Origin of the sequence: Undibacterium sp. YM2 (genome assembly GCF_009937975.1) — a bacterium.
Taxonomy (GTDB): domain Bacteria; phylum Pseudomonadota; class Gammaproteobacteria; order Burkholderiales; family Burkholderiaceae_D; genus Undibacterium.
Genome location: NZ_AP018441.1, coordinates 5,327,877 through 5,341,377 on the forward strand (window position 1 = coordinate 5,327,877; position 13,501 = coordinate 5,341,377).

A 13,501-nucleotide genomic window follows, 5' to 3' on the forward strand; every position below is an offset into this window, starting at 1 on the left:
AAGAACTTGCACAAAAAATAAACTGATCTGATTCTTTCCATATCATCATAACGATTTTATTTATTGCTTTCCAATTTACATTCAGGCCTGCATATCATGAACACATATAACGTCAATCGTCCGCAAGATGCACAATCCGAACATGATCAGGCCCCTAATCAGGTCAGCGATAATTTAGCAGTCAAGCCGGTCATACCAGTACCTGTGGCTGCTGCCAGCGTACCGCAAGAAATTCTATTCATTGATAGCCGGGTCCCCGACCTCCAAAAATTTATTAATGCGGCAGCCCCCGGTGTGAAAGTAGTCGTACTCGACGCCAATCATGATGGTCTGGATCAAATGGTCAACGCCTTGCAGGGCATGCACAACCTGCAGTCGATCAGCGTTATTTCGCATGGTGATGAAGGTGTGGTCTTGTTGGGAAATGGTCCACTGTTTGCTGGCAATCTTGAACAAAATCAGGCCAAGTTGCAAACTATAGGTCAATCGCTGGCTAACGGTGGCGATTTCCTGCTGTATGGTTGTGACATAGGTCGTGGTGCGCAAGGCACAGCCTTTGTCAACAAACTCGCTCAAATCACCGGTGCAGACGTGGCGGCGTCATCCGACACCACCGGTAGTATCACTGGCAACTGGGATCTGGAAATCAAGACAGGCAATATCGAAGCGCCGTCGGCAATCACGACCGCAAACCTGTCTGACTACAATTACCTGCTTCATACTGCCAGTGTCAACACGGTAGCTCAATTAAAGGCGGCGATCCTCACCGCCAGCACAGATGGTCTCGCCGATACGATCACCCTGACAGGCAATATCACTTTTGCCAGCGCAGCAGATGCCATCAGCATCAATGTCACAGATGGCCAGACCTTGTCTATCGTAGGGGCGGGCTTTACTTTGAGTGGTGGTAATTTTGCCCGTGTACTCGACACTACAACCAGTGGAGCTGGCAGCACAGTTTCCATCGACAACCTGACTATCACCAACGGCAAGGTGTCTGGTACCGGGGGTGCTGCGGGAGCAGGTGGTGCCGCTGGGGCTGGTGGCGATGCCTTAGGGGCCGGTATTAAAAATGCAGGCACGCTGATCATCACCAATAGCACAATTACTGCGAACAAAGCCTCTGGTGGTGGTGGTGGCGGTGCTTCTTCTTCTGGAGGCAATTTCGCCGGTGGCGGTGGCGGTGGCGGTGGCTTTGGGGCTGGTAATGGTGCTGCCGGCGGCGATGGCACCCCTGGGGGAGCCTATGCGACAGCAAGTCCGGCATCGGGTATCACTGGAGGCAAGGGTGGTGGCGGTGCAGTCGGTTCTGCCGGTAGTGGCGGTAGTGCAACTGGTGGTGCTGGTTCAACTTATTTTGGCACCGGGTACACTCTTGGAGGAAATGGTGCAACAGCCAATAACGGCAGTATCAGTATTGGTGGCGGAGGTGGTGGCACGGGAGCCAAAGGTACAGGTGGAGCGGGCGGCAACGCCGCAGCTGGTATCTATAATGCCTCGACAGGCAACATTACCATTACGAATAGCAGCATCACCAATAATATTGCTGCGGGCGGCGGCGGTGGCGGTGGCGGTTCGACTTACTTCTCAAATACTGGTAATGGCGGCGCTGGCGGTGTTGGTATCGGTGGTATCTGGAACAAGGGTGGTGTCGTTCAACTGGATTCAACGACAAATACTACTCTGAGCACTGGCAATACAGGAGCCGGTGGTACAGGCGGCTCTGCATCTGGCGGCACAAATACAAGCGGTGGTAATGGGGCAGCGGTGTCAACACTGACAACGACCAATGGTGGGACACAGAATACAAACTTTACACCCACCGCTATTACCAGTGCAACTTATGACGCGAATACTGGAGTTCTGTCTGTTACCGGTACTGGCATGACCACAGGCGACACCATTGATGTATCCAAACTATCACTGACAGGACAGGGCGGGTCTTACACACTGACCACTGCGAACGTTACTGCCTCTAGCGCAACCACATTCACGGTGACACTCAGCGCAACCGACAAGATTGCTGTCAATGGCGTGCTCAACAATAACGGGACTACGTCTGCAACTGGTGCCATCACTTTCAACCTGGCAGCCGCAGCCAACTGGGATGTGACTGCCGCTGCATCTGCCGACTTGACTGGCAATGGAGTTACAGTCTCCAACGTCACAGCACCAACAATCACCTCTGCCGCCTATGACGCTGCAACAGGTATCCTGTCCGTCACAGGCACGGGCCTGGTAAGAACCATAGGCGCGACCAATGATATTACAGTCAATAAACTGCGCATCGTTGGCGAAGGCGGAACAGGGCGCACACTTGTCATTTCCAGCAATGTTGAGATGACAGATCCTACCGGCACCACTTTTTCTGTACAGTTAAGCGGCAATGACAGGATTATTGTTGATAGCCTGCTCAACAAAAACGGCACGACTTCGACCAGCGGCTCAACATACAATGTGGTCGCATTTGATGACTGGAACAGCAGCATTACGAACGGCGATATTTCCGACGCCACCAACGCGCTGACTGTATCGAATGTCCCTACACCCACCATTACTTCTGCCACCTACGATTCCTCTACCGGAACACTGGTTGTCACAGGCACTGGTTTCCTGCAACTGACTGGTTCAAACAACGATATCGTCGCGAATAAATTCACACTGACTGGTGAAGGTGGCAGCACTTATACGCTCACTGACACCAGCAATGTTGATATCGCTACCACCAGCAATACACAATTTACGCTGGTCCTGAGCGCAACTGACAAATCAGGCGTCAATCAGATCATCAACAAAGACGGTGCCAGCTCCACCGGTGGCACTACCTACAACCTGGCCGCAGCAGAAAACTGGACAGCCGGTGCTGATGCTGCGGTCGTCGATGCCGATCTGACAGGCAACGGTATCACCGCAACGGTTGCGGCACCCACTGTCACCTCGGCAACCTATGATGCCAGTACAGGCACGCTGGTGGTCACCGGTACCGGATTTACCCATCGTGCAGGTGCTACCAACGATATTATCGCCAATAAGTTCACGCTAACCGGACAAGGTGGTAGTACCTATGCACTGACGGATACTGCCAACGTCGAGATCACGTCTGATACCAGCTTTACTCTGGTGCTGTCAGCGACTGACAAACTGGGCCTGCGCACCCTGCTCAATAATAATGGCACGCAGTCAGCGGGTGGCACGACTTACAATCTGGCGGCGGCGGATGACTGGGCCAATGGCGCTGATGCTGCGCTCAATATCGCAGATCTGGCAGGCAATGGCATTACTGTATCGAATGTCGTCTCGCCAACAATCACCTCTGCAACCTATGATGCAAGCACAGGTATTTTGTCTGTCACCGGTACTAATCTGGCTAATGGCGACACCATTGATGTATCCAAACTTTCCATCACTGGTCAGGCTGGGTCATATACCCTGACGACAGCAAACGTCACTGCTACCAGTGCCACTGCATTCGCAGTAACCCTGAATGCTGCCGACAAACTGGCAGTGAATGGTGTACTGAACAATAATGGTACAACGGCTGTTGATACCACAACATTTAATCTTGCTGCCGCGGCTGGCTGGGATACCACAGTTAATACCACCGCGGACCTGACTGGCAATGGCGTGACTGTATCCAACGTCACATCCCCAACGATCACCTCAGCAACCTACGACGGTACAACACACGTCTTCACCATCACCGGCACCAACCTGGTCAAGACCATAGGTGCCACGAATGACGTCACGATTTCCAAACTGACCATCACCGGCGAAGGCGGTGCCACCCGCACCCTGTCCACGACCGGCAACGTCGAAGTCACCTCAGACACCAGCTTCACCTTTACTTTGGCCGGTGCGGATATTGCGGCCGTGGATAGCCTGCTCAATAAAAACGGCACCTCCTCCGCAAGCAGTTCCACAACTTATAACATCGCCGCAGCCGACGACTGGAACAGCGTCATCACCGGCGGCAACATCGCTGACCTGTCTGGCAATGGCATTACGGTATCGAATGCCGCACCAAGCATCTTAAGTTCTACCTACGATGCAGCAACTGGCGTTTTATCGGTCTCCGCCGTCAACATCGTCGGTGGCGACACCATTGATGTCTCTAAACTGTCCATCACAGGTCAAGGTGGTTCCTACACCCTGACCACTGCCAACGTCACCGCCAGCAGCAGTACAGCCTTTGCTGTAACTTTGAATGCTGCCGACAAACTGGCCATCAACGGCATCCTGAACAATAACGGCACGACAGCAGTTGATACTACCACCTTCAATCTCGCCGCTGCTGCTTCCTGGGACGCCACCACTACATCCAGTGCCGATCTGACCGGCAATGGAGTGACCGTCTCCAACGTCACAGCCCCAACGATTACCTCAGCGACTTATGACGGTACTACTCACGTATTTACTGTCACCGGCACCAACCTGGTCAAGACTATCGGTGCCACCAACGACGTCACGATTTCCAAACTGACCATTACTGGTGAAGGTGGCGCGACGCGTACTTTATCAACTACTGGCAACGTCGAAGTTACATCCGCCACCAGTTTCACCTTTACGCTCGCTGGTGCCGACATTGCCGCTGTTGATGCCCTGCTCAATAAAAATGGCACGTCTTCCGCCAGCAGCGCTACTACATACAACCTCGCCGCAGCCGATGACTGGGATAGCGTCATCACCGGCGGCAATATTGCTGATCTGACTGGCAACGGCATCACCGTCTCGAACGCCGCACCAAGTATTCTGAGTTCCACCTACGATGCAGCAACTGGCGTTTTATCGGTCTCCGCTGTCAACATCGTCGGTGGTGACACCATCGATGTGAGTAAGTTATCCATCACAGGCCAGGGCGGCTCTTACACATTAACCACTGCCAACGTCACCGCCAGCAGCAGTACCGCCTTCTCAGTCACATTGAACGCTGCCGACAAACTGGCCATCAACGGCATCCTGAACAATAACGGCACGACAGCAGTTGATACCACCACCTTCAATCTCGCCGCTGCTGCCTCCTGGGACGCCACCACCACCTCCAGTGCAGATTTGACCGGCAATGGCGTGACCGTTTCCAACGTCACAGCCCCAACGATCACATCCGCAACGTACGATGGTACCACCCACGTCTTTACTGTCACCGGCACCAACCTGGTTAAAACCATCGGTGCGACGAATGACGTGACGATCTCGACATTAACAATTACAGGCGAAGGCGGCGCAACCCGCACCCTGTCCACGACAGGCAACGTCGAAGTCACCAGTGCCACCAGCTTTACATTTACTTTGGCTGGTGCCGATATTGCTGCAGTGGATGCTCTGTTGAACAAAAACGGTACGTCCTCAGTCAGTAGCACCACCTACAACATCGCCGCTGCCGACGACTGGAACAGCGTTATCACTGGCGGCAATATCCAGGATCTGACCGCCAACGGCATCACTGTTTCCAATGCCGCACCTAGCATCATCAGCTCTACCTACGATGCAGCGACTGGCGTTTTATCAGTCTCCGCCGTCAATATCGTCGGTGGTGACACCATTGATGTGAGCAAGTTATCCATCACAGGCCAGGGCGGTTCCTACACCCTGACCACTGCCAACGTCACCGCCAGCAGTTCGACTGCTTTTGCAGTCACTCTGAATGCTGCCGACAAACTGGCCATCAACGGCATCCTGAACAACAACGGCACCACCGCCGTTGATACCACCACATTTAACCTGGCCGCTGCTGCCTCCTGGGACGCCACCACCGCATCCAGTGCAGATTTGACTGGCAATGCCGTGACAGTCTCGAACGTCACAGCGCCAACGATTACATCGGCAACTTACGACGGCACTACCCATGTCTTTACCGTCACCGGCACCAACCTGGTTAAAACCATTGGTGCGACCAATGACGTCACCATTTCCAAGCTCACCATTACTGGTGAAGGCGGTGCGACCTACGCCCTGTCCACCACCGGCAATGTTGAAATCACCTCCGCTACCAGCTTTACATTTACGCTGGCGGGTGCCGATATCGGTGGTGTTGATGCCCTGCTGAACAAAAACGGCACCTCGTCTGCCAGCAGTGCCACCACCTACAACCTGGCTGTTGCCGATGACTGGAACAGCGTTATCACTGGCGGCAATATTCAGGATTTAACTGGCAATGGCATCACCGTCTCGAACGCTGCACCGAGCATCATCAGCTCCACCTATGATGCCGCGACGGGCGTTTTAAGTGTCACTGCCGTCAACATCGTTGGTGGCGACACCATCGATGTATCGAAGTTATCCTTGGTCGGTCAGGGTGGTGGTTCTTATACCTTAACCAGCGCCAACGTCACCGCCAGCAGCAGTACCGCCTTTGCCGTGACCCTGAACGCTGCCGACAAACTCGCCGTCAATGGCCTGTTGAACAAGACCGGCACCACCGCCGTTGATGCCACCACCTTCAACCTGGCCGCTGCTGCTTCCTGGGACGCCACCACCACATCGAGCGCCGACCTGACCGGCAATGCCGTCACCGTCTCGAACGTGGCCGCCCCAACCATTACCTCAGCCACCTATGACGTCACCACCCACATCCTGACCGTCACCGGCACAGGCCTCGTCAGCACCCTCGGTGCCACCAATGACATCACCGTCTCTGCCCTGACCATCAAAGGCGAAGGCGCAGCCACCCGTACGCTGTCGACCACCGGAAATGTCGAAGTCACCTCCGCCACCAGCTTTGCCGTGACCCTCGCCGGTGCTGACCAGGCTGCTGTCGAAGCCCTGTTCAACAAGAACGGCACAACATCCACAGGTGGTACCACTTACAACCTGGCTGCCGCCGATGACTGGGACAGCGTCATTACCGGTGGCAATATTGCTGTCACCACTGCCCCGATTACCGTCTCCAATGTCGCCGTCCCGACCGTGACCTCGGCCACCTACAACGCCAACACCGGTGTACTGACCGTCACCGGCACTGGCCTCACCGGTCTGACAGGCGCAAACAACGACATCGTCGCCAATAAATTCAGCCTGCAAGGCGAAGGCGGTGCCAGCTATACCCTCACCACCACCAGCAATGTCGAGATCACCTCTGCGACCTCGTTCACCCTGACCCTCAGTGCCGCAGACCGCCTGGGTGCCAACCTCATCATGAACAAGAATGGCACCAGCTCCACCAGTGTCAATACCTATAACCTGATTGCCGCAGAAGACTGGAATGCCGGTGCCGATGCCGCCGTTGTGATTGCTGACCTGACCGGCAATGGGATTACTGTTACCAATGTGGTGGCACCAACGGTCACCTCAGCGACCTACAACGTCGCCACCGGTGTACTGGTGGTTACGGGCAACAACTTCCTGTCCTTGACAGGAGCCAATAACGATATTACCGCCAACCGTATCCGTTTCCTCGGTCAGGGTGCCTTCAACTACACCCTGACCGATACCGCCAACGTCGACATCACCTCCAACACCAGCTTCACCATGACCATGAGTGCCAACGACAAGGCGGCCCTGGCATTGCGCTTGAACAAGGATGGCAACTCGTCCACCGACAGCACCACCTACAACATTGGCATGCTGGAAGACTGGAATACTGGTGCCGCTACGGCTGTCGTCATCGCTGACCTGTTTGGCAATTTCATTACCGTCACCGGCAATAACGTTGCTCCCGTCATCGGTGGTGTGGTCGCAGGCCAGACCGTGACTGAAACCACCACGGTTTCTCCGTTCACCGGTGTCACCATCACTGACCCTGACGTGGGTGCATCTGAAACCATCATCATCAGCCTGGATGTTGCCGCCAAAGGTGCCTTCACCGCCGCTTCACTGGCAGCGACTGGCTTCTCGACTGCCGATGGCGGCCTGACCTATACCCATGCAGCCGGTACCCCGGCAGCCGTGCAGGCGGCCATCCGTGGCCTGGTGTTCCAGCCGGCTGCTGGCCGTGTCCCTGTGGGCAGCACAGAAACCACGACCTTTACCATCAGTGCCAATGACGGTATTGCTTCTGCGGTATTGAATAACACGACGACAGTGATTGCGACCGGCATCAATGCGGCACCGACCAATATCACCTTGTCGAATGCGGCACTCCAGCAGGGTTCTGCTGACAATACCAGTGTGGGTACTTTGACAGCGATTGACCCGAATCCGGGTGATACCGCCAGTTTTACCCTGGTAACTGGTAATGGGACGAATGACAAGGACAACAGTAAATTCACCATCTCGGGTAATACCCTGGTGGCGAAGAACCCTGTGGGCATGACACCGGGCAATTACAGTATCTTTGTGAGAGCCACGGATGCCATGGGTTCTGCCTATGAAAAGAACTTCATCATCGCCGTTGGTGACAATGTCGCTCCAACCGCGACCGGTATTACCCGCATCCAATCTGAGAACACCAGCCTGGGCACGATAGACTACAAGGTCACGTTCAGTGAAGCGGTGACGGGCGTGAATGCGGCAGCCTTTGCACTGGCGACGACGGGGACAGTGGCAGGAACCATCAGCAGTGTCACGCAGCTTGATCCTTCTACCTACAGCGTCAGGATCACGGGATTGACCGGTGATGGGACACTGGGCCTGAATCTGAAGAATGCCGGTACTGGCATTGTGGATACGTCCAGCCTGGCCCTGAATGGCGGCTTTACCGGGCAGTTGTATCAGGTCGATCATACGGCGCCGACGACGGGTATAGGGTCAGTGCGTCTCTCGAATGATGATGGTGTCAGTGGTACTGACTTCATCACCACCATCAGCGACCAAACCATCTCGGGCAGCCTCACTGCAGGCCTGGCAGTCGGCGAAACCGTGCAAATCTCGCTCGACAATGGTGCCAACTGGATCAATGCGCTGGCGACCGTGGGTGGTACTGGCTGGAGTTTGCCAAACCAACTGTTGTCTGGCAATAACACTCTCAAAGTCAGGGTGGTTGATCTGGCGGGTAATAGCGGGCCGACCTTCTCGCAGGCCTTCAGTATCAACCCTAACAATGACAACCCTGGCGCAGGCGGCTCGGATGCGGATGGCGATGGCATCCTGCAGCGGGTAGAGGGAGAAGTACCGAATCTGCTGGGATCCGGCAATGGTGACGGGAATGGTGACGGCATACCGGATCAGTCGCAAAAGAATGTCAGTTCGCTGCTCTGGCATAACAATACGGCAGCAAATAACCATTATGTGACGCTGGCGAATAATAACTTCCTGTCACAAACCAATGTCAACACCACGGTAGCGCCAGCAACGCTGCCTGCAGAACTGAGCATGCAGTATGGCATGATCACTACGCAGTTGACTGGCCTGGCAGCAGGGCAGGAAACCGCGATGTCGCTGTACACCGATGCGATGGGCCCGGTGAATGGCTACTGGGTACAGGACAAGGCGGGCACCTGGACGAATATCGCCACGAATATTGCGACGGTAAACGGCAAGCTGAAAGTCGATTTCAAGATCACCGATGGCGGACTCTTTGATGCTGATGGCAAGGTCGATGGCAAAATCAGCCTCACTGGTGGCCTGGGCTTTAAAACCACGGTGCCAACCAATCCAAGCACCTCTTTGCCCGGCGACAAGGATGGCGATGGTATCCCGGATGCGATAGAAGCGAAGGTCGGTACCAAGCTTGATGTCAAGGACAATGATGTCTTGCACCGCTCTGACCTGTTTGCCATGCAGCTGTACCGTGACGTGCTGTTCCGTGAAGCGGATACCGCAGGTGTGCAGTACTGGCAGGGTCAGATCGACAGTGGCAAGATGAGCCGGGCGCAGGTGGCGGCGTCGTTCATGGAGTCAGCTGAATTCCAGAGTGGCATAGGCGGGATCACGCGTCTGTACTTTGGGGCCTTTGACCGTTTGCCTGACCGTGAAGGCCTGGCTTACTGGATGCAGGCGCAAAAGGATGGCATGAATCTGAGTAAAATCAGTGCTTCGTTTGTGTCGAGTGCAGAGTTCCAGAAGACTTACGGGGCGCTGGACAATACGGCCTTTGTGGACCGGGTCTATCAGAATGTGCTGCACCGCAGTTCAGATGCAGCAGGCAAGGCTTACTGGCTGGGGCAACTGGGCAATGGCCTCTCCAGGGGCGATATGCTGGCGGGCTTTACGGAATCGACGGAGTTCAAGGCGAATTCGCAATCCAAAGTGTCTTTGACGCTGGATTACATTGGTTTGCTGGGGCATGCACCGGATCAGGCGACGTTTGATGCATTGCTGGCGCAGTCAGGGACGGATGTGGTCACGCTGATCGGGCAGTTTATTAATTCGCCTGAGTATCTGGCAAGGTTTATGCCGGTTTGAGTTGTTGAGGTGCGGAGTTGATGTGCGGAGTTTCTCTCAAAAGGAACTCCGCACATAGTCTGTCTTTACTACATCCATACTCACCAGGCTGAAATATCCAGCCTGGTGCAGATCAAAACTATGCGCCTGTGCGCTGTGTCCATGGAATTGCCGTTCCAGCTTCCTTCTTGGCTTGCTTGGCGGCTTTCTTTTCTTTAGGCGTACTTGCTGCCTGTTTCTTGCTTTCTTTATTGCTTTGCTGAACTTTACTCATGATTTACTCCTGGGAACACCAAGGCCTTGGTGACAAGTCAGTATAGGCTTGTATGGTGCCATTAACCGTTTTCCTGAAAATATAGTCCACATGGCTTAAATGTCATGTAAAAGCCATTTCATACCGCGATTTACGCAATCTGTCTCAATGCCAGGGCAAAGCAAACAGCTTTTCTTTACAGTCACCCTACTCAAACAAAATGATCATGCGGGGGACAAGATGCTGGAAATCAGGAATGTCACAAAAACCTTTGGTAAAAAACTGACTGCAGTCCGTGACTTGTCGCTCAATCTTGGTCACGGTGTGATCGGCCTGATAGGGCACAATGGCGCGGGCAAGACTACGCTCATGCAAATGATCGCAACCCTGACACGCCCCAGCAGCGGCAGCATACTTTTCCAGGGTCAGGACATCGTCAAGAAACCGCAGGCCATACGCCAGCGCCTGGGATTCCTGCCGCAGGATTTTGGCATTTACCCTAACCTGACAGCGCTGGAATTCATGCAATATTTTGCTGCTCTCAAGGGTGTGCGCGATCCAGCCAGGATCAGGCATTTGCTGGAAGTGGTGAATTTGCATGAACAGGCCAAACGTCAGGCATCAAGTTTCTCTGGCGGCATGCGACGGCGCCTGGGCATTGCCCAGGCCTTGCTGAATGATCCAGACATCCTCATCGTTGATGAACCAACCGCCGGGCTGGACCCGGAAGAACGCCTGCGCTTCCGCCATTTATTGAGTGAGCTGGGTTTCAAGAAGCTGGTGATCATGTCCACCCATATCGTCTCTGATGTAGAAAGCATCGCCAGTCAATTGGCCATCATGCGGCAGGGAAAACTGATCGCCCATGCAACGCCAGATGACATCCTGGCGCAGGCCCATGGACAAATCTGGACTGCCGACATTGCCAGCCATGAATATGAGACCTTGCGCAATAAAGTGCATGTATTGCAAAGCCAAAAACAGGGGAATCAAGTGAGCTTGCGTATTGCCCATCCACACCAGCCGTGTGCAGGTGCGCGCCATGCTACACCCAGCCTGGAAGAAGCCTTGATGGCACAACGCTATGCGGTACAGGAGCTGGCAGCATGAGCCCTTCCCTGCCAAATACACTGAACACACTGACCATTCTGCTTCTGAGTGAAGCTCGTCTGCGCCTACGCCGTCTGGGCAGCGTGGTCGCGATACTGGCAGTCATCGCTCTGGCCTGGGTCATGATCCCTGATCCGCAATCGGGTACGTCCCTGATGGTGATAAAAAGTACCCGTGTACTCTATACCAGCTCCACGCTGGCTTATGGCAGTGCGACACTGGCCAGCCTGTTATTTGGCCTGGCCGGTTTTTATCTGGTACGAGGCCGTATTGCAGAAGACATGCGCAGCAGCTGTGGTGCCGTCATTGCCGCTACTGCTGTCAGCAATGGCATTTTTTTGCTAGGGCGCTGGCTGGGCGGTGTGGCTTACCTGCTGGTGCTAAGCACTGCCTTTATGGGTGCCATGCTGGTCTGTCATCTGGTACGGGGTGAAGGCCCGGTAGAACTGCTCATCTATCTGCAAACCTATCTGGCCCTGCTCTTGCCGATGATATTTTTTGTTTGCAGTTGCGCCATCCTGTTTGACAGTTTTTCACCCTTGATGGGCAAGCTCGGCGATGTGATTTTCTTTTTTGTCTGGGTCGCACAAATCGCCCTGCTGGATAAAGCAGATAGCGGTATTGCCGGTGAAATCAATCCTTATATGTATATCGATTTCATAGGTGCAGCCACATCGATGGCACATCTGAAGTTATATGTCAGTACCAGACATATCTCTTTGGGCACTGCCAGTTTTGATGCAAAACTCATCCCCATACTGTTACCCGCCTTCATGTGGTCCGGAAAACTAATGGCCCTGCGTTGCGCCACAGCGATGTTGGCCTTGCTGCCACTACTACCAGCGATCGTCTTGTTCCACAGGTTTTCACCAGACCGGGTAAAAGTCAGCCAGGCCCGCAAGCGTCGCTCACCCCTTAATTATTTAAATCAAATACTGCGCCCTTTCGCTGGCTTGTGCCAACCGCTATTTCGCCTCGCGCGAGCCTTGCCAGGTCTGGCCGGGCAAATATGTGCGGACCTTGCCCTGACAGTGGCGACTACGCCTGTCGCTGGCCTGGCCTTATTGATCATCCCCTTGTTATCCATGTTCTTGCCAAGCGCAGTTTTGCCGGGTTTATTGACGATCACCGTCGCCATCTGGGGCATACTCATCAGTGACCTGAGCAGCCGTGATCACCAAACTGTTACCGGTGAAATGACAGGCGCCGTATCAGGCGGTATTGCCCAGCGTTATTTGCGGCAGTTTGCAGCTAGTGCACTGCTGGGCTTGATGTTGATGGGTGTCATCGCTTTGCGTTGGGCCATATACGAGCCAATACGGACGCTGGCCTTAGTGAGCGGCATTTTCAGCATGAGCGCGGTGGCCTGTTTGCTGGGACGCTTATCTAAAACGCCACGTACTTTTTTGTCCTTGTTTCTGTTTGGCATCTATGTTGCGGTGAATGCAAATAAAGCCCCGGTGATGGATGTATTCGGTTTCAATGGCGTGGCGAACAATTTGTCTATCACCTGGCAACTGATGCTGGGCGCAATCGCACTGAGCAGCGGCTATCTATATAACCGCCGCGCAGCAGCATAAATCTTGCCTGTGCATAAACCAGTGCATAAGTTGTAGATAAGCCCGGTCTTGCTTGTGGAGAAACTGTAGATAAGTTGTGGACAAGCCCGGGATGTTTTATTTCTTTTCAGCAAAGCACAAATTGTATTAATTGTAAGCAGACTTTAGTTTCATTGTTTTAGCAAATTGATGTCTCTATACTTTTTATACTTTTGTTGACCTGCCGATGTTGTTTTCAGGTCTGCCGGAATCCTGTCTGCTGAGCTTTTTTTGCCGGGTTAATATGTGGCCTGTTCATCAGCATCGTTCCCTCCGCATGTTC

General features: G+C 54.0%; 4 protein-coding genes. 3 read left to right on the forward strand and 1 reads right to left on the reverse strand.

Annotation, left to right across the window (positions count from 1 at the left end; genetic code table 11):
• Window positions 1-96: 96 nt before the first annotated feature.
• Entirely contained in the window at window positions 97-10,278 is a 10,182-nt protein-coding gene (locus UNDYM_RS24420; RefSeq protein ID WP_162043442.1) for a DUF4347 domain-containing protein, read from the forward strand.
• Between the two features lie 118 nt (window positions 10,279-10,396).
• Here UNDYM_RS24420 and UNDYM_RS31175 read toward each other — a convergent pair whose 3' ends face one another.
• On the reverse strand, window positions 10,397-10,531 hold the full coding sequence (locus UNDYM_RS31175) for a hypothetical protein (RefSeq protein ID WP_255456504.1): 135 nt from the start codon (window positions 10,529-10,531) through the stop codon (window positions 10,397-10,399).
• A gap of 219 nt (window positions 10,532-10,750) precedes the next feature.
• Between UNDYM_RS31175 and UNDYM_RS24425 the strand changes: the two genes are divergently transcribed.
• Both UNDYM_RS24425 and UNDYM_RS24430 read left to right on the forward strand, forming a co-directional pair.
• The gene (locus UNDYM_RS24425; RefSeq protein ID WP_162043443.1) at window positions 10,751-11,620 is read left to right on the forward strand and encodes an ABC transporter ATP-binding protein; all 870 of its coding nucleotides are present in this window, start codon (window positions 10,751-10,753) and stop codon (window positions 11,618-11,620) included.
• Window positions 11,617-13,200, forward strand: coding sequence for a hypothetical protein (locus UNDYM_RS24430; RefSeq protein ID WP_162043444.1), 1,584 nt, complete (start codon window positions 11,617-11,619; stop codon window positions 13,198-13,200). The genes UNDYM_RS24425 and UNDYM_RS24430 overlap by 4 nt, the downstream gene beginning before the upstream one ends.
• Window positions 13,201-13,501 lie beyond the last annotated feature (301 nt).